Origin of the sequence: Pseudomonas sp. NPDC098747 (genome assembly GCF_044760045.1) — a bacterium.
GTDB lineage: Bacteria > Pseudomonadota > Gammaproteobacteria > Pseudomonadales > Pseudomonadaceae > Aquipseudomonas.
In genome coordinates this window covers 1-20599 of the sequence record NZ_JBIWAL010000027.1, presented here as the reverse complement: position 1 = coordinate 20599, position 20599 = coordinate 1, and the positions used below count along the sequence as shown (strand labels likewise).

Below are 20599 nucleotides of genomic sequence, written 5' to 3'. Positions count from 1 at the left end.
TGAGCTTCTGTAGGGCTGCTTTTCTGTGGGAGCGAGCTTGCTCGCGAAAGCGATGTGCCAGCCAGCACAGTTGTTGAATATGCTGGCCTCTTCGCGAGCAAGCTCGCTCCCACATAAAGCAAAGCGTGTTACTTGCCAGTAATCATCGGCAAGTTCAAACCCTGTTCCTTCGCGCAGTCGATGGCGATCTGGTAACCGGCATCGGCGTGACGCATGACACCGGTCGCCGGGTCGTTGTGCAGTACGCGGGCGATTCGCTCGGCCGCTTCGTCAGTACCGTCGCAGACAATCACCATGCCCGAGTGCTGGGAGAAGCCCATGCCAACGCCGCCGCCGTGGTGCAGGGAAACCCAGGTCGCGCCGCTCGCGGTGTTCAGCAGAGCGTTGAGCAGTGGCCAGTCGGACACAGCGTCGGAACCGTCCTGCATCGATTCGGTTTCGCGGTTCGGGCTGGCGACCGAGCCGGAGTCGAGGTGGTCGCGACCGATTACGATTGGCGCGGACAATTCACCGCTGCGGACCATTTCGTTGAACGCCAGACCGAGCTTGGCGCGCAGGCCCAGGCCGACCCAGCAGATACGTGCCGGCAGACCCTGGAAGCTGATGCGCTCGCGGGCCATGTCCAGCCAGTTGTGCAGGTGGGCGTCGTCCGGGATCAGCTCTTTGACCTTGGCGTCGGTTTTGTAGATGTCTTGCGGATCACCCGACAGCGCCGCCCAACGGAACGGGCCGATGCCACGGCAGAACAGCGGACGGATATAAGCGGGAACGAAACCCGGGAAGTCGAATGCGTTCTCGACGCCCTCTTCCTGAGCCATCTGGCGGATGTTGTTGCCGTAGTCGAAGGTTGGAATGCCTTGCTTCTGGAACTCCAGCATCGCTTTGACGTGCACAGCCATCGACTGCTTGGCAGCCTTGATCACAGCAGCAGGTTCGGTCTTGGCGCGGGCGCGGTATTCGTCCCAGGTCCAGCCGGCCGGCAGGTAACCGTTGAGCGGGTCGTGGGCGCTGGTCTGGTCGGTGACCATGTCCGGGCGCACACCGCGCTTGACCAGTTCCGGCAGAATTTCCGCGGCGTTACCCAGCAGGGCGATGGAGATCGCTTTGCCTTCTTTGGTGTATTTGCTGATGCGGGCCAGCGCGTCGTCGAGGTCAGTGGCTTGCTCGTCGACGTAACGGCTTTTCAGACGGAAATCGATGCTGACCTGCTGGCATTCGATGTTCAGCGAGCACGCGCCGGCGAGGGTTGCGGCCAGCGGCTGAGCGCCGCCCATGCCACCCAGACCTGCGGTCAGGACCCACTTGCCGGTGAGGTTGTCGTTGTAGTGCTGACGACCTGCCTCAACGAAGGTTTCGTAGGTGCCTTGAACGATGCCTTGGCTGCCGATGTAGATCCAGCTGCCGGCGGTCATCTGGCCGTACATGGCCAGGCCTTTGGCGTCGAGTTCGTTGAAATGCTCCCAGCTCGCCCAATGCGGGACGAGGTTGGAGTTGGCGATCAGTACGCGTGGGGCGTTGCTGTGAGTCTTGAACACGCCGACCGGCTTGCCGGATTGCACCAGCAGGGTCTCGTCGTCATTCAGGTTGGTCAGGCTTTCGACGATCTTGTCGTAGCACTCCCAGTTACGGGCGGCGCGACCGATACCGCCATAAACCACGAGTTCTTTCGGGTTCTCGGCAACTTCCGGGTCGAGGTTGTTCATCAGCATGCGCAGCGGCGCTTCGGTCAGCCAGCTCTTGGCGGTCAGCTTGTTACCGCGGGCGGCACGGATTTCGACGTCACGGTGCTTTGTAGGTTTCTGGGTATTGTCAGTCACGAAAAAGACTCCTCAGCGATCAATTCAAACCAACCCTGGCAGTGGGCAAGCAGCTTGTGCGCATCAATGCGCGACAAACGAATCAGTGGACGCTGCGGAGAGTCTCGATCGACTCATACGCATACGTCTTTACTTGTACATACAAGCATATGCAATCAAGCGGCCAACTTGTTGGTGAGGTGTTCAAGAAAAATCGCGGACACGGCTGGAGGTCGCCTGAATCAAGGGTTCTGGCGAAGATGAAATTTTTCGAGGGGATGATTCGGGGAGGTAGAGGGATGTTACGTGAGCGGGGTTTTGCGCCACGCTGGGGCGTTCGGTAACAAGTTGGTGCGCGGCGGGAAACAGAGTTGTGAACGTAATTGTGGCGAGGGGATTTAGCGAAACGTCGCACCGCCCCGATGGGCTGCGCAGCAGACCTTTTTTGGGGCCGCTGCGCGACCCATCGTGGATAAATCCCCTCACCACAGGGTATTTGTTGGAACGGGAGATCAGCGTGCAGTCAGTTCTATCAGGCAGCAGCCGGCACTCATAGCGATCTCGACGAGCCCGCTGTTACCGTCCACTTGCAGGCAATCATGGCGACCAAGTTGTGCAGCCTTTTCACCGACCGTCACTTCCAGCAACTCGCTGACACTGAACACCAACACCGTGCCGGCTGAGCTGAAAAACCGCTGCTCGCCATCCAGCCACTGCAATCGCGCGCTGTAACGCTGCGGCGCATAGATCAGGTTGAAATCGCGAATCGCCCCACCGAGCAAGGTGCAGGAAACCTGGCTCTCGCCGCTAAAGGCAAAGGGGTCGAGCGGTAACAGTGGCCGAGTATCGTCGCCATCGACGCACAGGGTCATACCGTCACCCTGCAACACGGTGATCACTCGCTGATAACCAGCGAAAGTCGAGAAACCGCCGGACTCGGAGATGTCGGCAATCGACAGACGCCAGCCGAAACCGTCGAGGCCTGCGCCGGCATCACGGGTGATTTCTTCGGTGCTGCCGCCGCCGTTTTTCCACGGCATGCGCGGATAGCCTTCAGCGCGTAAAACCTTCACTTCGCATTTCATTTATGAAACCGACCTTCCAGACGATGACGGGAACCGGGGTGAATCAAACGTGCCGCCGTCACCGGCTGACGGCCCGACCACGTGCGGCGGCGGATCAGCAGGCATGGCTCGCCTTTTTCGATCTGCAGCAACTTGCACTCGGACGCTTCAGCCAGAATCGCTTCAACCACATGCTCGCCTTCGGTCAACGGCGCGACCTGGTTGAGATAGGCGTAAGGCGTTTGCAGGGTGAAGTCTTGCTTGAGGTATTCCGGGGCGACCAGCGCGTTGACGAAGCGGTCTTCGATTTGCACCGGAATATCGTTTTCGTAATGCACGATCAGCGAGTGAAACACCTTTTGCCCTTCGCGCATGTCCAGCGCCAGCGCGCGCTCGGAACCGGCGGCCTCTTCTTCGAGGGTGATGACCTGGCAGGTATGGCGATGACCGCGGGAGGCGATCTCATCGGCGATGTTGTGTACTTCAAACAGCGCGGACTGGCTTTTCGGCTCGGCGACGAAGGTGCCGACGCCTTGCATACGCACCAGCAAGCCATCGGCGGTCATCTCGCGCAGCGCGCGATTGATAGTCATGCGGCTGAAACCAAGCTGATTGACCAGTTCGCTTTCCGACGGCACGCGGTAGTGCGGCGGCCAGTTTCCGCTGTCGATCTGCTGGGTGATCATCTGTTTGACGCGGGCGTACAAGGGCGCCGGGCTGTCGCCCATGTTCGCGGCCAACGGGGAAACTGGTGGCGGAGTCGGCACGGTTGATCCTTGTTCGTCGGTAGAGGTTGCTAGCTTGCCGGAGTTTACCGGGCAGGCAAACGTCTGTATATGTATATACAAATAACACACGATGGGGTGCTGAACCATGTCCGCCTTCTTTGCCGAACGCGCGCTGCTGCCTAACGGATGGGCCAACAATGTACGTCTTGAGGTCGGCGCTGATGGCGTGCTGACCCAGATTCTGGCCGATTCCACCGCAGATGGTACCGAACGGTTGAGCGGGCCGTTGCTGCCGGGAATGCCCAATCTGCACTCTCACGCTTTTCAGCGCGCGATGGCCGGACTGGCCGAAGTGGCCGGTAACCCGAATGACAGTTTCTGGACCTGGCGCGACCTGATGTATCGCCTCGTCGGAAAAATCAGCCCGGATCAACTCGGTGTGATCGCCCGTCAGCTGTACATCGAAATGCTCAAGGCCGGTTACACCTCGGTTGCTGAATTTCACTATGTTCACCATGACAGCAATGGTCAGCCTTATGCCGATCCGGCTGAGCTCGCGCTGCGCATCAGCCAGGCTGCCAGTGAAAGCGGTATCGGTTTGACCCTGCTGCCGGTGCTCTACAGCCACGCCGGTTTCGGCGGCCAGACGCCAAACGACGGCCAGCGCCGCTTCATCAACAGCACCGATAACTACCTGAATCTGCAATCGCGTTTGCAGCCGTTACTGGCGCAGCAAAAGGCGCAATCACTGGGTCTGTGCTTTCACTCATTGCGCGCGGTCACCCCGCAGCAAATCAGCGAAGTGTTGGCGGCCAGTGACAAGCAGTGCCCGGTGCACATTCACATCGCCGAACAGCAGAAGGAAGTCGATGACTGCCTGAGCTGGAGCGGTCGCCGCCCGCTGCAATGGCTGTACGAAAACACTGAGGTCGATCAGCGCTGGTGCCTGGTCCACGCCACCCACGCCAACCCGGAAGAAGTCACGCTGATGGCCAAGAGTCGCGCCATCGCCGGCCTGTGCCTGACCACCGAAGCCAACCTGGGCGACGGGATTTTCCCGGCGGTGGATTTCCTCGCGCAGGGCGGGCGCATGGGTATCGGCTCTGACAGCCATGTGTCGCTCAGCGTGGTCGAGGAATTGCGTTGGCTGGAATACGGCCAGCGTTTGCGTGATCAGCGGCGTAACCGTTTGTATGGCGCGGATCAGCCGATGGTCGGGCGCACGTTGTACGACGCGGCGCTGGATGGCGGCGCTCAGGCGTTGGGGCAGCCGATTGGTGCGCTGGAAGTCGGCAAGCGCGCAGACTGGATTGTGCTCGATGGCAACGACCCGTATCTGGCGACGGCGAGTGGTGACGGGATTTTGAATCGCTGGTTGTTTGCAGGTGGAGATCGTCAGGTGCGCGATGTGCTGGTCAATGGCCAGTGGGTAGTGCGCGACAGGCGCCATGCGGCAGAAGAACAAAGCGCTCGCGCGTTCACGCAAGTCTTGCGCGAGCTTTTAGGCTGATACAAAAAACTGTGGGAGCGAGCTTGCTCGCGAAGGGGCCGTCAAATTCAACACTCATGTTGAATTACAGTCCGCTTTCGCGAGCAAGCTCGCTCCCACAGTTACAGTTGTCGTCAGTTCGAGGTCTTGGCCATCTGCCGATCGGACGCTCGCCAGATCAACCGCGTGGTGTCGTAACCCTGCTGGCGAGCCTTGCTCAACAGTTCTTCGCGCACCACACCGTTGACGGTCGGCGTGCGCGACAGCAGCCACAGGTACTTGCGACTCGGGTCGCCGACGATGGCGGTCTTGTAGTCGTCGCTGACGTACAGCACCCAGTATTCGCCCTTCGCCACACCCGGAATCAGTCGTGAGAACCAGGTATCGAACTCGACCCACAACTTGTCGGTCTTGCCCGGCACCTGTGGATAAGCCGTGCCCTTGGCTTCTTCCCACTGCCAGTCCGGCGTCAGGCAGCGATTGAGCACCGCGACATTGCCGTCAGGCTTGAGGATGTAACGGGCTTCGGATTGCGCGCAGTGGCGCTGGAAGTACATCGGCAAGCGCGCCAGCTCATACCAGGTGCCCTGATAACGCTTGAGGTTGACGCTGTCGACGGTTTTCGGCGCCAACGGATCCACGCCGGAAGTGGCGCAGCCGGCCAATACCAGGCCGGCAAAAAGGACAAGCAATAACCGCTTCATTTTTCTTCTCCGTGGGCGCGAAGCCCCGGTTTACTTCAGGCCTTGGCCGGAAAACATCAGCACTTTGTCACCAGCGTATTGCACGCTGATAAAGCTGTTCTTGTCGCCCCAGGTGCAACTGGACATGCCGAGCGCGCCCGAGCAATCAGTCGGTTTGCCGAGCAGGGTCTCCACTTCGGTCTTGGCCATGCCGGCCGAGAGCTTTGAGTAATTATCCTGATTGACCTTGCTGCATGCGGCCAATAGCACGCAAAACGACAGCAGGGCGATAGATCGCAGCGACATGGTGTAACTCCTGAAACGAAGGGGGGATGGCATGGTGCCAACCAGAAGCTTAGAAGAGAAAACCCCTGTCTGGTTCCCTGCGTGACGGGCTATTTATTGCTCCGCTCGTCTGGCTTTTGCAGACAAATCAGACACTTTGTAACGCTTTTGAGCATTTCGTCGCATTTCGCAAAAGACGCCTAATCTTTAATGCGCAGCGGTCGACATAAAAGCAGCGCAAAGCCCTTGAGTGTGGCAAATTGCCGCCCTTTCTCGACCAGCCCCTTCGCGGTAGTCCATTCGATGACCAGAAACATGAAATTCAGCCACAAGATCTTGTTGGCTGCCGCCCTCGTGGTGGCCGTTGCGTTCGCCTGTTTCATCTTTTTCAATGACTATCGACAACGCGAAGCGCTGAGCAGCAGCACCGAGTCCACCATGCAGGAACTCGGCAGCCTGACCACCAGCAACATCCAGACTTGGCTGGAAAGCCGCATTCAATTGCTGCAATCGCTGTCCCAGCAGGTCGCGGTCGACGGCAACGCCCCCGCCAGCCTGAAACGCATCATCGACCTGCCCGCCTACACCAGCAACTTCCAGCTCAGCTATTTCGGTGGTGCTGACGGCGTGATGTTCTCCGTGCCCGCCGGCAACCGCGCGCCGGATTACGATCCGCGCGCCCGTGGCTGGTACAAAGCGGCCAACAGCGCGCAGCAGACCATCGTTACCGAACCTTATATTGCCGCCTCGTCAGGCAAACTGGTGATCACCGTCGCCACTCCCGTGCTGCGTCAGGGCCAGATGCTCGGCGTGGCCGGTGCCGACATCGACCTGAGCAGTGTCAGCGCGATCATCAACTTGCTGAACTTCGGCGGCCACGGCCACGCGTTCATCGTCAGTGCAGAAGGTAAAATCCTGATCCACCCGGACAGCAAACTGGTGCTCAAGACCCTCGCCGAGGTCTACCCCAACGGCGCACCGAAAGTCAGCCCTGGCCTGAAAGAAGTCGAGTTCGCCGGCAAGACCCAGTTGATTTCCTTCACCCGCGTCAACGGTGTGCCGTCCGCCGACTGGTACGTGGCGCTGGTGCTGGACAAAGACACCGCATTCTCGATGCTCAGCGAATTCCGCACCTCGGCGCTGATCGCCATGGTCATTGCCGTGGTGATCATCATCTTCCTGCTCAGTATGCTGATCCGCGTGCTGATGCAACCGCTGCTGACCATGGGTCGCGCCATGCACGACATCGCCGAAGGTGAAGGCGATCTGACCAAACGGCTGGTGATTCACGGCAACGACGAATTCGGCGCGCTGGGCACTTCGTTCAACCGCTTCGTGGAGCGTATTCACACCTCGATCCGCGAAGTGTCTTCGGCAACTGGCCAGGTTAACGAAGTCGCCCTGCGTGTGGTCGCCGCCTCGAATTCTTCGATGTACAACTCCGATCAGCAAGCCACTCGCACCAACAGCGTGGCAGCAGCGATCAACCAGCTCGGCGCTGCGGCGCAGGAAATAGCCCAGAACGCCGCCCTCGCCTCGCAGCATTCCAGCGAAGCGCGCAGCCTGGCGATCGACGGTCAGCAGGTTGTGGATAAAACCATCCATGCCATGCAACAGCTCTCGGCAAAGATCAGCGATTCGTGCGGCAATATCGAAACCCTGAACAGCAACACCGTGAACATCGGCCAGATTCTGGAGGTGATCACCAGCATCTCCCAGCAAACCAACCTGCTGGCGCTGAACGCCGCGATCGAAGCCGCCCGCGCCGGTGAAGCCGGTCGTGGTTTCGCCGTGGTCGCCGACGAAGTACGCAACCTCGCGCACCGCACCCAGGATTCGGCGCAACAAGTGCAGAAGATGATCGAAGAGCTGCAAGTCGGCGCGCGTCAGGCGGTCAGCATCATGACCGAGAGCCAGCGCGAGAGTGAAAGCAGCGTCGGCATCGCCAACCAGGCCGGCGAACGCCTGGGCAGCGTGACCCAGCGCATCGGCGAGATCGACGGCATGAACCAGTCGGTGGCGACTGCGACTGAAGAGCAGACGGCTGTGGTCGAGTCGATCAACGTTGATATCAACGAAATCAACACGCTGAATCAGGAAGGTGTGGAGAACTTGCAGGCGACGTTGCGCGCATGCTCCGATCTGGAGCAGCAGGCGGCGCGTCTCAAGCAGTTGGTTGGCAGCTTCAGGATCTGAAGATCAAGGGCTTTACCCCCTCACCCCAGCCCTCTCCCCCAAGGGGGCGAGGGGGAAAGGGAGCAGATCTTCATGCTGTTCAAAAGTGAGTTCGACTGGAGACTTTCAGGTCGATGTATCAAAGCCAAACACCTCAGTCGGTCCCCTCTCCCTCCGGGCGGTCCGACGTTTCGGGAGGGCTAGGGTGAGGGTAAGCTTCTAGAACCGCGACCCAGGCCCAGAAAGAAACACCAACTCCTCAGCCGTAGACTCCCTTCCCAACACCGCATTGCGATGCGGAAACCTTCCAAACCGTGCAATCACTTTTTGATGCCGCTCGGCATAGTCCAGATTGTCGGCAAACACCGCCCGCTCCACTTCCGGCTGTTCAGCCACCAGTTCGATGAACCTGGAAACCGCTTCGTTCTGTACCGCGAGGTTTTCGCAGTGTTCGAACACCAGATAAATGAACACTCGCTGAATGGGCTTTAACTGCCGATCGAAATCCGCAGCGATGCCTTGCGCGACGAGTTTCTGCGCACGCAGATCACCGGAGAAAGCTTTGGAAGAGTCGCGAAAGATCATTCGCGGCAGTTGATCGAGTAGCAGCACCACCGCCAGCCAACCTTCGGGACGTTGCGTCCACTCGGTCAATTCGCCGGCCAAGGCCTGATCGACAAAGACCCCGAAACGCGTCTGCGCTTCGAGGTCTTGGCTGTCACGCTTGCCGAACCACAACTTGCCCTTGTCAGCCGATATCTCATCCGGTGATTCGGCATTTCCGAACCACCAATCGAGCAACGGCTGCCAAGGCGCGTTCATGGTTTATTCCTTGTGGTAGGCCGTAACGCGTGCGACTTCTTCTTTCGAACCGAGGTACACCGCTACGCGCTGGTGCAGACCTTCTGGCTGGATGTCGAGGATGCGCTGGTGACCGTCGGTGGACGTGCCGCCCGCTTGCTCGACGAGGAACGACATCGGGTTGGCTTCGTACATCAGGCGCAGTTTGCCTGGTTTGGATGGCTCGCGGCTGTCGCGCGGGTACATGAACAGACCGCCACGGGTCAGGATGCGGTGCACGTCGGCAACCATCGCCGCGACCCAACGCATGTTGTAGTTCTTTTTCAGCGGACCTTCTTCACCGGCCAGCAACTCGCCAACGTAACGTTGTACCGGAGCTTCCCAGTGACGCTGGTTGGACATGTTGATGGCGAATTCCTGGGTGCTTTCAGGGATGGTGATGTCTTCGTGGGTCAGTACGAAGCTGCCCATTTCGCGGTCCAGGGTGAAGCCTTTGACGCCGTCGCCCAAGGTCAGCACCAGCATGGTTTGCGGGCCGTAGATCGCATAACCGGCAGCAACTTGCTGAGTGCCTGGCTGCAGGAACGCTTTTTCGTTCAGCGGCTCGTTCTGGGTCAGGTATTCGTTCGGGCAACGCAGTACCGAGAAGATAGTGCCGACCGGCGCGTTGATGTCGATGTTCGACGAACCGTCCAACGGGTCGAATACCAGCAGGTACGCGCCTTTCGGGTATTTGCCCGGGATCTGGTAGGCATTGTCCATTTCTTCGGACGCCATGCCGGCCAGGTGACCACCCCATTCATTGGCTTCGAGCAGGATCTCGTTGGAGATCACGTCGAGTTTCTTCTGCACTTCGCCTTGCACGTTTTCAGTGCCCATGCTGCCCAGAACACCACCCAGGGCGCCTTTGGACACGGCGTGGCTGATTTCTTTACAGGCGCGCGCCACCACTTCGATCAGGAAACGCAGATCGGCAGGTGTGTTGTTGCTACGGGTCTGCTCAATCAAATAGCGACTCAGGGTAACGCGGGACATGGACGGCTCCGGTGGAATGGGGGGCTAAAAACCCGCGCAGTTTACAGGGAGTCTGAAAACGTAGCGAGCGAAGACGCCCGGTAACGTGCGTCGGGGCGCAATTGCTTGTATCAGACGTGAATGGGTGCAGAGAGTTCAGGTACCGGGTTTAGCGTAGTTGGAAATGGGATGGATGGTGGTTGACCATTTTTGGTCGACTGATCGGCCGCCTTCGCGAGCAAGCTCGCTCCCACAGGGATCTCGATTGATCACAACATTTGTGTCCACTGGAGATCAACTGTGGGAGCGAGCTTGCTCGCGAATGGTGCGCAGCACCCGCCGCTTCAGGAATTGGCAGGAGGCTTGCGCAGCAAGCTGAACGCCATCGCCCCAAGAAACACCACACTCAGCAACAACACCGCCCACAAGCCGATCTTCTTCCAATTGGTCTCAGCCACAGCCGCTGTGGTCGCGGTCGATGTCTGGGTGGCAACCGCGCCCCCTTGAACGGTCGCCTTGCCCAACGCCGCCAGTTTCTCCGGTTTGAAATCCGGTATCAGCGTCGTCAACGGCAGATTTGCCGTTTTCACATTCGGATTGCCCAGCGCCAGACTGTACGGGCCTTCGCCGCGTGCGAGGAAAATCACCTGCGTTGCCCGCACCGCGTATTTCAGGCTCGGCGCCTGCTCGCCCAAGCCGCCGCCGCGCTCATCCACCGTCAGCTTCAACTGCTGCACGGTTTGCCCGTACAACTGCAATTCGTTTTGCACCACGTCCTGAGCATTCTGCGTCAGGCGATAGAGCAAGCCACTTCCCAAGGTCTGCCACGGCAGGTTGCTCTCGCGTCGTCCCGCCAAGGTCACCGGCGCCAGACTGTTCGGTTGTTTCAGCTCGACCTGCACCCGCTCGACGTTAAGCCCCATCGGCAACTGCCAGGTGTACTCGCCGGGTTTGCTGCTACTGCCCGCCAACGCTTGCGACCAGACCAACGGCAGCGGCACGTTGCGCGGGTCGCTGCTTTTCAGCTGTGCAGAGGTCAAGGCCGGCGCCGCGTTTGGCGACTCCCAGAGTAGTCGCAGATAACGTGCCGATTGCCCCGGCAAGGCCACCTCATGCTGCTCGATCCGCTCATCGGAAAAGGTCAGCCGCGCCACCTGCCCCTCGCCCCACGGCTGCCAACGCTGCAAGTCGTCGCTGGCCTCGATGCTGAAGCGCTGGAAGCCGTCGCGCTCGCTGGTCCAGTCGAGGATCAACTGCTGCAACGGTGCTTTGATCGCACTGGCGTCGAGCAGCCAACCGCGCAGTACTTCTTCACCCGCCTCCAACTGACTGGATGGCTGCACTTCAACCAAAGTGCCGTTGGTGGTGGATTGCACCCGGACGTTGGGCGCGCGCTCCGTGGCGTCGGCAGCGTTGTACAGCGGGAACCATTTCACCTCATGCAACTGACCGTCGTCGCGGGTTTGCGCCGATTCGCGGGCCAGTGCGTAGGCCTGTGGTTCGCCGGCAGCGTTGAACACGCGCAGGTCGCTGAGATCAGTCTGGCGCGCCTGCAATTGTGCGCTCAGCGGCAACTCGAGCCGATACCACGGACCTGCGCCCGTCACCGACAGCGGCACCTGCGTGGCGAAGTCCGCCGGTTTTTCCTGAGCACCGGCAACCATCACCACGCCCAATGCCAACCACCCCAGATTCAGCATGCGACTCAAGATGCAACTCCTTCGGTTTCCGGGGACGGTTTTTCCGCCGCCGGGTCAGCTTCGGCGCGTTTCGGTGGCAGCGGCGCGAAGTAGCCCACCACCAGCAGCAACACGCCGACGCCGATAAACGAGACGATCCGGGCGAGGCCGCCACGGTTGCTCAATTCGACAAAAATCAGTTTGGCCACCACCAGCGCAATGAGCGCCGCACCGATCAGCCAGACTTCGCGACGGTGCCGCAGGTGTCCGCCGATCATCAACCCCAGCGCCATCAGCGTCCAGACGATCGACAACCCGGCCTGCACCAGCATTGAGGCGAGCAGTTGATCGAGTTCGAACGGAATGCCGGCCCAGTGGTGCGCGGCGCGGGTCACCAACGCAGTGCAGAAGGCGAATAGTGAGACCCCGGCGACCAGTTGCGTGGCGTAATCGGCGTAGTCCTGGCGGATCGACAGTTGCGATACCACGCTGCGCGACCAGACGTACACACCGAACAAGGCGAACAGCAAACCCAGCTCCAGCGGATTGAGCAACGGAACGTAGGGCAATGGTTCCGCGTTGCCATCGCTGACGCCGTTTGCCAGCCAGAACCACGCAAGCATCAACACTGCCAACGGCGCGGCGGCATACAAGCGGTACTCGCGCGGGAATGCCAACACTGGCCACGGCCAGTTGCGCGGTGCGGCCATCAGCAACAGATACAGGCTCGGCAGAATTGCCCAACCCAGCCAACGCCAGGCGTTGTATTGCTCGGACAACAGCAGCAAGCCGTAGCGCAATTCCAGCGCGAGCACGCCGATCAGCAGCCAGCAACCGAGCACATGGGCAGTGCTCAAGGCGCGTGCCGGCAGCATTGGCGCCAAACGGCGCAGGCTGAGGAAATGCGCCGCGAACACCAGCGCCCACGCCAGCCAGCCGAAGTCTGCTGCCGGGTGATAACGCGAGTGCCAAGCCGCCAGCAGTACCAAACCTGCCGCCGGAATCAGCAGCGTGCAAAGCAAGCCAAGCGTCGACCACTTCAAGCGCAGCGACAGAACCGTCCACAACAGAACACTCAGCGCTGCCACCAGCAGCAACAATGTGCCTTGCAGATTCACCGGTGCAAAACGCAGCACCTCACTGACCCACGCCATCGCCCACCAACCAGCGCCCCACACTAGCAGGACCTCGGACAAACGCTGCAAACTCAGCGCATCAAACGCCGAAGCGTGATTGCCCAGTTGCAGGCGCCAGGCACCGATCATCGCCGCCAGCCCCAGCACCAGTGGCGTCCAGAATCCACCATGGGCCAACGGTTTAAGTCCTTCAGCGGACAGCGGCCCGAGCAACTCAGGGCCGGCGAGCAAGAACGCCGCGCCGCCGATCACCTGCAACAGCAGACCAAAGACAAAACTCACGCGCTGCTGGAGGTACAGGCTCAGCCAGATGATCAATAAACCACTCGCCGCCCACACCGCACTCGCCGTTTGCCACGGCAGGACAAACAATACCGCCAGATTGATCAGCACCAGACCGGCCAGCAGCACCACCGACAAACCACGCAACAGGCGTACGTCGCCGCGCACCATTTCGTCGCGAGCCGCCAGCAACATGCCGGCGATCAGCGCCAAGCCAATAAGCGAAGCGCTGAGCAGACCGCTCCAACCGGCGCTGAACACCGCCGTCGAATCATCTCCCCCGCCTTGCAGCCGCAGCAGGAACAACGCACCACCCAGCAACTGCACGCCGAACGCGGTGAACAGGAACGCGCGCGATTGCAGGCGCAGGCCAACAAACAACGTCGCCAAACCGGCAAGCGCCCAACTGATCGCCGTGCCTTGGACGAAGAAGAACAACGGCGCCAGCAGATAAAGGAAAGTCAGGCCCAGGCACGCCAATACCGGCAGCCCCTGACGTTCCCAAGGCGAAGCTTGCTCGGGCGTGGCTTTGCGCAGTTGATAGAAGGTAAACAACAACGCGATACCGAGCATCAGCGCGCCCAGTGGAGCGCCATCGAGCAGGCTGCTTTCGCCTACATTCAATTGGCTGAGAAACGCCAGTGCCGAACCAAATTGCAGCAACAACGCAAAGGCCCGGGCGAACGGTCGATGCTGACGCAAGCCGAGCCAGAAAATCCCTGCGCCCTCCACCGCCCACGCCGCCGACGTCCAGCGTGCATCCAGGCCCAGCGGAATCGCCAGACTGGCGAAGATCACCCCCAGCGCCAGACAGGTTTCGCCCAGCAGTACTGCGCGCCCGCCCATCAACACCTTGGCCAGGCACATGTAAATCATGCCCAGCGCCAAGGCACTGAATGCGGCCGCGAACTCCAGGTGCTGGACCAGCGCGAACTGCAACCCGAAGCCAACGATTGGCGGGCCGAACAGCATCGTCCCGTCGACGTAATCGCCCTTGCGCGCCGACCAGTGCAACAGCGCCTCGCGATCGCCGTCCGCCGGAGCGTCAGGCATATCGAGCAATTTACGCCGGGCAAACAGCAAGCCGATGGCGAGGTACATCAGGAAGAACAGAATCAGGAATGGCTCGGTGCTCCACAGCAGTTCCGGCGCGTACGAGCGCAAGCCCCAAGCGAAACCGATGCCGAAGGTGCCAACGAAGCCGATCAGATTGAGCAAACGCCAGGCCTTGAACCAGGCGATGGCGAGAATGCCGGTATTGAGCAGTGCGAAATAACTGAACAGCGCGACGTGGTTGCCGGCACCGGTCGAGGTCAGGATCGGCGCGGCGAAACCACCCAACGCAGCCGCTGCGGCCAGACCCAACGCATCTTGGGTGATGGCCAGAATCGCCGAAAACACCGTCACGGCCACCAGCAAACCCAGCGCGGCGGATGGATCAAGCAGCGGATGCAATCGCATCGCCGCAAATACCGTCAGGTACAGCACCGCAATCCCGGTGCCTTGCAAAATCAATGCATAGCTGTTGTTGCGCTGCCGCAGCCACCAGCCCAGCGCCAGCAGACCCAATGCCGCAGCCGCCACCCCGGCGTAACGTAATTCGATCGGTACAACCATGCCCTCAGTGGCGTAGCGCAACAGAAACGCCAGACCGAAGAACAACAGCACCACGCCGACCCGCAGCACGGTGTTGCCGCCGAATAGCCAATTGCGTGCAGCACTGATACCGCGCTCGATCAGGTTTGGGCCACGGGGTTCGGCTGGTTGTTGTGGTTCTGGGGTAACCGCGTCCAGACGCCAGATATCGTCCGGCAAAGGCTGGCTGGTTTCGCTGGCGACGGTAGAGACGGGCTCGAGTTCGGGCGGCAGGTCCCAGACCAGTTCAGGCGCCGGGGCGTCGTCAACGTCGTCGACAGGCACGCTGACAGGCTCAACGCTTGGCGGTGCCACCGCATGAGATGGCGAGCCTTCCAGCAGAAACAGGCGCTGGGCAACGCCTTGCAAAGCCACCTTCGCCTGTTCAAGTTGGTGCTGTTGCTCTGTCATCTGCGAGCCAAGCCGCGCGATGCGGATCGTCTGACCGATCGCCAGCCCCAGCAGCGCGCCCAACAGCGCGGAGCTGATTGACTCGTCAAGCAGCCAGCCGAGCACCAGCCCGATCAACATGAACATCCATTGCATGGTCGATATCCCTAAGCGGCCCCCAGGGGGGCGAGTCCGGCAATTGCATCAGTCTAGGCACAAACCCTGTAGGAGTGAGCCTTTGTGGTGAGGGGATTTATCCCCGATGGGCTGCGCAGCAGCCCCCAAAAACAGGGGACAGCTGCGCTGCCCATCGGGGATAAATCCCCTCACCACAGGACTCACTTCTCACAAATTTGGTGTACTGACTGATACGTCCGGTAACCGGCGCTCAGTATATCGATCCGGCCCAACAAACGTTGGGCCATGGTTACGTTTGTTGCGAAAAGTTACTCCAGCGCCTTCCAGATATCCGTGGCGTACTCGCGGATCGTCCGGTCGGACGAGAACCAGCCCATCCGCGAAGTGTTCAACACCGCCGAGCGCCACCAGTTATTGGTGTCGTGCCAGTGCGCTTCGACGCGCTTCTGCGCTTCCCAGTAGGAGTCGAAGTCGGCGCAGACCAGGAAGCGGTCGTAGTCCACCAGCGAATCGATCAGCCCGGTATAGCGCGAAGTGTCATCCGGCGAGAACACGCCGCTACGGATCGCTTGCAACACATCGTTGAGACGATGGGACGCCGCAATGTCGGGCGCAGCGCTGAACTCGTGATTCTGTTTACGCGCTTCAACCTGCTGGGCGCTGAGACCGAAGATGAACATGTGCTCAGCGCCGATGCGCTCGCACATTTCCACGTTGGCGCCATCGAGGGTGCCAATGGTCAACGCGCCGTTGAGGCCAAACTTCATGTTACTGGTGCCCGACGCCTCGAAACCGGCAGTGGAAATCTGCTCCGAAAGGTCCGCCGCCGGAATAATGCTTTCCGCCAGGCTAACGTTGTAGTTGGGTAAAAACACCACTTTCAGCAGGCCGCGTACGGTCGGGTCGTTGTTCACCACCCGTGCGATGTCGTTGGTCAGCTTGATGATCAGCTTGGCCTGGTGATAACTCGCCGCCGCCTTACCGGCGAAGATCTTCACTCGCGGCACCCAGTCGATTTCCGGTTCCGCGCGAATGGCCTGATACAGCGCCACGGTGTGCAACAGGTTGAGCAACTGGCGTTTGTATTCGTGGATCCGTTTGACCTGCACGTCGAACATCGCCGCCGGATTGACCGCGATCCCCAGCCGTTCATGAATCAGATAGGCCAAGGCTTTTTTGCTGTGCAGACGTTGTTCGGCGAAGGCTTTGCGGAACGCGGGTTTCTCGGCGAACGGTTGCAGATCCAGCAGGCGTTCTTCAGGGTTATCGAGCACGTCCGGGCCGAGGGCATCAACCAGCATCGAGGTCAGTTCGGAGTTCGCCTGATAAAGCCAGCGGCGGAAGGTGATGCCGTTGGTTTTGTTGTTGATCCGCTCCGGGTACAGCTTGTGCAACTCGGAGAACACGGTTTCGCGCATCAGTTGCGTGTGCAGCCCGGACACGCCGTTGACGCTGTGCGAACCGAGGAACGCGAGGTTGCCCATGCGCACCCGACGACCGTTGTCTTCTTCGATCAGCGACACCGCGCGTAACACGTCGAAGTCATGAATGCCCTTGGCACGCAGCGAATCGATGTGCTGCGCGTTGATCAGGTAAATGATCTGCATGTGCCGTGGCAACATGCGTTCCATCAGGCCCACCGGCCAGGTTTCCAGCGCTTCGGGTAGCAGCGTGTGGTTGGTGTACGACAGCGTATCGACCGTCACTTGCCACGCCGCATCCCACGCCACGTCGTAGACGTCGACCAGTTGGCGCATCAGTTCGGCGACGGCAATCGAGGGGTGCGTGTCGTTGAGCTGGATGGCCGCATGATCGCCCAGGGTCAGCACCGAGGTGTGCATGTTGCGATGGCGACGCAGCAAATCCTGCAGCGAGGCGGCGACGAAGAAGTACTCCTGACGCAGGCGCAGTTCCTGCCCCGCTTCGGTGCTGTCCGCCGGATAGAGCACACGGGAGATACTTTCAGCGCGGGCCACTTCGGCGACAGCGCCCAGGTGGTCACCCGCGTTGAAACGCTCCAGGTGCAGATCTTCCATCGCCCGCGCACGCCACAGGCGCAAGGTATTGACGCTCGCCCCGCGCCAACCGACTACCGGTGTGTCATAGGCAATGGCGCGGACGGTTTCTGCGGGCGACCAGACTTGCCTGGATTTGCCGCTGGCGTCGGTGACGGTTTCCACACTGCCACCGAAGCCGATGGGGTAAACGACTTCCGGGCGTTCGAACTCCCACGGGTTGCCGAAATCCAGCCAGTGTTCGGTCTGCTCCTGCTGCCAGCCATCGACGATGGCCTGGCGAAACAAACCGTGTTCATAACGAATACCGTAACCGTGGCCAGCGATGCCGAGGGTCGACATGCTTTCCATGAAGCACGCCGCCAGTCTGCCAAGGCCACCGTTGCCGAGCGCTGCGTCGGGCTCCAGCAGGCGGATGCGCTCCAGATCGACACCGAGCTCGGTCAGGGCCTCACGCGCCACATCGAGCAAACCGAGGTTGCTCAGGCTGTCGTAGAGCAAGCGGCCGATGAGAAATTCCAGCGAGAGGTAATACACCCGCTTCTGACCTTTGCGGTAGATCTGCCGGGTGTGGTCCATCCAGTGCTCGACCATGTGATCACGCGCTGCCAACGCAATGGCTTCGAACCAGTCATGGTCGAAGGCGTGATCAGGATCTTTGCCCACCGCGTAGGTGAGTTTGGTCAGGACGGCGTCGCGGAATGCGGCCACCTCTGCTTCGCGAACTAGTGGTTCTTGAGTCATCGATACGACCTCGGGCGAGCGGGGAATTGTCTGAGCCTAGACGGTCTGACCGACGGTGGCGGCTCTGGTTCGGCAGTATTTCCTGAGACGGTGAGATGGCCCGGCATTACCCTGGCGAATGAGCTAATGAATGCAGGGGCCGTGCCGAATTGTTCGGCAAAATGCCTGCATGCAGAAAAAATCTGGCGAAAGGTTGTTCAAAAATCCACCAGTCCCGGTATGATCGCGCGCCCTGATGCACACGCCTGGTAACTCCCGATGATGAAGCCCAACCTGATTGCCGCCGCCGAGATCGATCGTCTCGATACGTGGGCCAAATATACGGCCCCGATGTGCGGCTCTTGTATCTCCAGCTGCTGCACGCTGCCGGTCGAGGTCAAGATCAAGGATCTGGTGCGCATCGGCGTGGTCGACGAGTTCGAACTGGGCGATCCGCCGAAGAACATCGCCAAGCGTTTGCAAAAGGACGGTCTGGTCGAGCGCTTCAATCAGAAGTCGGGCATCTTCACCCTCCAGCGCATGAGCAACAACGATTGCTACTACCTGGATCGTAAGAGCCGCCTGTGCACCATTTATGACAAGCGCCCGGACACTTGCCGCAATCACCCGAAAATCGGCCCACGGCCGGGGTATTGCGCTTATAAGCCGAAGGAAGTGGTGCGCGAGCAGAATTTTCGGGCAATCGAGAAGTTCTAAAGGCCAACCCTCACCCCAGCCCTCTCCCAGAGGGGAGAGGGAGCTGACCGAGGTGTCTTGCGCCATACATCGACCTGAAATACCCAGTCGATTATGGATTCGGTACGGCCCGATCAGGTCGGCGTATCTCTAGAGCATCCCCCAATCAGTCCCCTCTCCCTCCGGGAGAGGGCTAGGGTGAGGGGCTCTTGATCTTCAAGCCGCAACCCACACAAACCCCAGACAATCAAAAACGCCCCCGGTCTCTCGACCGGGGGCGTTTTCATTCAGCCTGAACTAATTACTTAGATCTTGGCTTTCTTGGCAGCGCGGGTACGCTCGCTTTCGTCCAGGATCTTCTTGCGAAGACGGATGGACTTAGGAGTAACTTCGCACAGCTCGTCTTCCTGGATGTATTCCAGAGCCTGTTCCAGAGTGAACTTCACTGGTGGAACCAGAGCGATGGTTTCGTCTTTACCCGAAGCACGCATGTTGTCGAGCTTCTTGCCTTTGGTTGGGTTGATACCCAGGTCGTTGTCGCGGCTGTTCTGGCCGACGATTTGACCGGTGTAGATCTCCTGACCGTGTTCAACGAACAGCTTGCCACGCGCCTGCAGAGTTTCCAGGGAGTAGGTCAGAGCCTTGCCGGTTTCAACCGAAACCAGAACGCCGTTCTGACGGCCGGACATGTGGCCCGACTTGACGGTGTCGTAACGATCAAAGATCGAGGTCAGGATGCCAGCACCGTTGGTCAGGGTCAGGAACTGGTTACGGAAACCAATCAGACCACGAGCAGGGATGTTGTATTCCAGACGCACACGGCCTTTGCCATCTGGCACCATGTTGCTCAGGTCGCCCTTACGCAGGCCCATCTCTTCCATCACTTTGCCCTGAGCTTCTTCAGGGATGTCGATGGTCACGTTTTCGAACGGTTCTTGCTTGACGCCGTTCACTTCACGAATGATCACTTCCGGACGGCCCAGGGCCAGTTCGAAGCCTTCGCGACGCATGGTTTCGATCAGTACCGAGAGGTGCAGCTCACCACGGCCGGAAACCTTGAACTTGTCAGCGGTGTCGCCTTCTTCAACGCGCAGAGCAACGTTGTACAGCAGCTCTTTGTCCAGACGGTCCTTGATGTTACGGGACGTCACGAACTTGCCTTCTTTACCGCAGAATGGCGAGTCGTTTACCTGGAAGGTCATCGAAACGGTTGGCTCGTCAACGGTCAGAGGCTTCATCGCCTCGACAGTGTCCGGGTGGCACAGGGTGTCGGAGATGAACAGCGAGTCCATGCCGCTGACGCAAACGATATCGCCTGCGAAAGCTTCTTCAACGTCGATACGGTGCAGACCGTGGTGACCCATCAGCTTCAGGATACGACCGTTACGCTTCTTGCCATCGGCACCGATAGCAACAACCGGGGTGTTCGGCTTGACGCTACCACGAGCGATACGGCCAACGCCGATAACACCCAGGAAGCTGTTGTAGTCCAGTGCCGAGATTTGCATCTGGAAAGGACCTTCACGGTCAACTTTTGGCGCTGGAACGTGATCGACTACCGCTTGGTACAGCGGGGTCATGTCTTCAGCCATGTCGGTGTGTTCCAGACCGGCAATGCCGTTCAGGGCCGAGGCGTAAACAACCTGGAAGTCCAGTTGTTCTTCGGTAGCACCGAGGTTGTCGAACAGATCGAAGATCTGGTCCAGAACCCAGTCCGGACGCGCGCCTGGACGGTCAACCTTGTTGATGACCACGATTGGACGCAGGCCGGCTTCGAAAGCCTTCTTTGTATATAAAGTTTTTTGGGTATTTGGTCGTTTTTGTTATTATTGTTTTTGATGTTGGTTTTCTAGGTTGTAGATTTATCTTT

At 59.8% G+C, this 20599-nt stretch carries 13 protein-coding genes and 2 pseudogenes; 4 read left to right on the top strand and 11 right to left on the bottom strand.

Annotated elements, in window-relative coordinates; all coding sequences use genetic code 11:
• Nucleotides 1–128: 128 nt before the first annotated feature.
• The 3 genes from hutU to hutC form a co-directional block, all read right to left on the bottom strand.
• Complete coding sequence (gene hutU / locus ACIQVE_RS17305) at nt 129–1817, bottom strand: urocanate hydratase (RefSeq protein WP_402810428.1); 1689 nt, start codon at nt 1815–1817, stop codon at nt 129–131.
• A 491-nt stretch (nt 1818–2308) separates the two neighbouring features.
• Nucleotides 2309–2881 (bottom strand): HutD family protein, encoded by a 573-nt coding sequence (locus ACIQVE_RS17300; RefSeq protein ID WP_402810427.1) that lies wholly within the window; start codon nt 2879–2881, stop codon nt 2309–2311.
• Nucleotides 2878–3588: a histidine utilization repressor gene (gene hutC, locus ACIQVE_RS17295; RefSeq protein WP_181818442.1), complete on the bottom strand. Its 711-nt coding sequence runs from the start codon at nt 3586–3588 to the stop codon at nt 2878–2880. Before hutC ends, ACIQVE_RS17300 begins: the two co-directional genes overlap by 4 nt.
• Before the next feature lie 145 nt (nt 3589–3733).
• On the opposite strand from hutC, the gene ACIQVE_RS17290 reads away from it, so the two are divergent.
• Nucleotides 3734–5098, top strand: a complete 1365-nt coding sequence (locus ACIQVE_RS17290; RefSeq protein ID WP_402810425.1) for a formimidoylglutamate deiminase — start codon at nt 3734–3736, stop codon at nt 5096–5098.
• A 113-nt stretch (nt 5099–5211) separates the two neighbouring features.
• Here the strand turns inward: ACIQVE_RS17290 and ACIQVE_RS17285 are convergent, their stop codons facing one another.
• Nucleotides 5212–5781 (bottom strand): lipocalin family protein, encoded by a 570-nt coding sequence (locus ACIQVE_RS17285; protein ID WP_402810423.1) that lies wholly within the window; start codon nt 5779–5781, stop codon nt 5212–5214.
• Between the two features lie 30 nt (nt 5782–5811).
• Nucleotides 5812–6066: a hypothetical protein gene (locus ACIQVE_RS17280; RefSeq protein WP_402810422.1), complete on the bottom strand. Its 255-nt coding sequence runs from the start codon at nt 6064–6066 to the stop codon at nt 5812–5814.
• 282 nt (nt 6067–6348) lie between these two features.
• Here ACIQVE_RS17280 and ACIQVE_RS17275 point away from each other — a divergent pair.
• Both ACIQVE_RS17275 and ACIQVE_RS17270 read left to right on the top strand, forming a co-directional pair.
• A pseudogene (locus ACIQVE_RS17275) lies at nt 6349–7383 on the top strand (cache domain-containing protein); the annotation flags it as partial.
• Nucleotides 7384–7476: 93 nt separating this feature from the next.
• On the top strand, nt 7477–8241 hold the full coding sequence (locus ACIQVE_RS17270) for a methyl-accepting chemotaxis protein (RefSeq protein ID WP_402810494.1): 765 nt from the start codon (nt 7477–7479) through the stop codon (nt 8239–8241).
• Between the two features lie 198 nt (nt 8242–8439).
• On the opposite strand, the gene ACIQVE_RS17265 is transcribed toward ACIQVE_RS17270, so the two are convergent.
• From ACIQVE_RS17265 to ACIQVE_RS17245, 5 genes are all read right to left on the bottom strand, one after another.
• Nucleotides 8440–9042, bottom strand: a complete 603-nt coding sequence (locus ACIQVE_RS17265) for a DUF924 family protein (RefSeq protein WP_402810420.1) — start codon at nt 9040–9042, stop codon at nt 8440–8442.
• Nucleotides 9043–9045: 3 nt separating this feature from the next.
• Complete coding sequence (locus ACIQVE_RS17260) at nt 9046–10056, bottom strand: class 1 fructose-bisphosphatase (RefSeq protein WP_402810418.1); 1011 nt, start codon at nt 10054–10056, stop codon at nt 9046–9048.
• Between the two features lie 323 nt (nt 10057–10379).
• On the bottom strand, nt 10380–11744 hold the full coding sequence (locus ACIQVE_RS17255) for a DUF3999 domain-containing protein (RefSeq protein WP_402810416.1): 1365 nt from the start codon (nt 11742–11744) through the stop codon (nt 10380–10382).
• Nucleotides 11741–15313, bottom strand: a complete 3573-nt coding sequence (locus ACIQVE_RS17250; RefSeq protein WP_402810414.1) for a DUF2339 domain-containing protein — start codon at nt 15311–15313, stop codon at nt 11741–11743. The genes ACIQVE_RS17255 and ACIQVE_RS17250 overlap by 4 nt, the downstream gene beginning before the upstream one ends.
• Before the next feature lie 290 nt (nt 15314–15603).
• Nucleotides 15604–18054, bottom strand: coding sequence for a glycogen/starch/alpha-glucan phosphorylase (locus ACIQVE_RS17245; RefSeq protein WP_402810413.1), 2451 nt, complete (start codon nt 18052–18054; stop codon nt 15604–15606).
• A 258-nt stretch (nt 18055–18312) separates the two neighbouring features.
• On the opposite strand from ACIQVE_RS17245, the gene ACIQVE_RS17240 reads away from it, so the two are divergent.
• Nucleotides 18313–18750 (top strand): YkgJ family cysteine cluster protein, encoded by a 438-nt coding sequence (locus ACIQVE_RS17240; protein WP_402810412.1) that lies wholly within the window; start codon nt 18313–18315, stop codon nt 18748–18750.
• 284 nt (nt 18751–19034) lie between these two features.
• On the opposite strand, the pseudogene ACIQVE_RS17235 reads toward ACIQVE_RS17240, so the two are convergent.
• Nucleotides 19035–20525: pseudogene (locus ACIQVE_RS17235) on the bottom strand (GTP-binding protein TypA/BipA); the annotation flags it as partial.
• Nucleotides 20526–20599 lie beyond the last annotated feature (74 nt).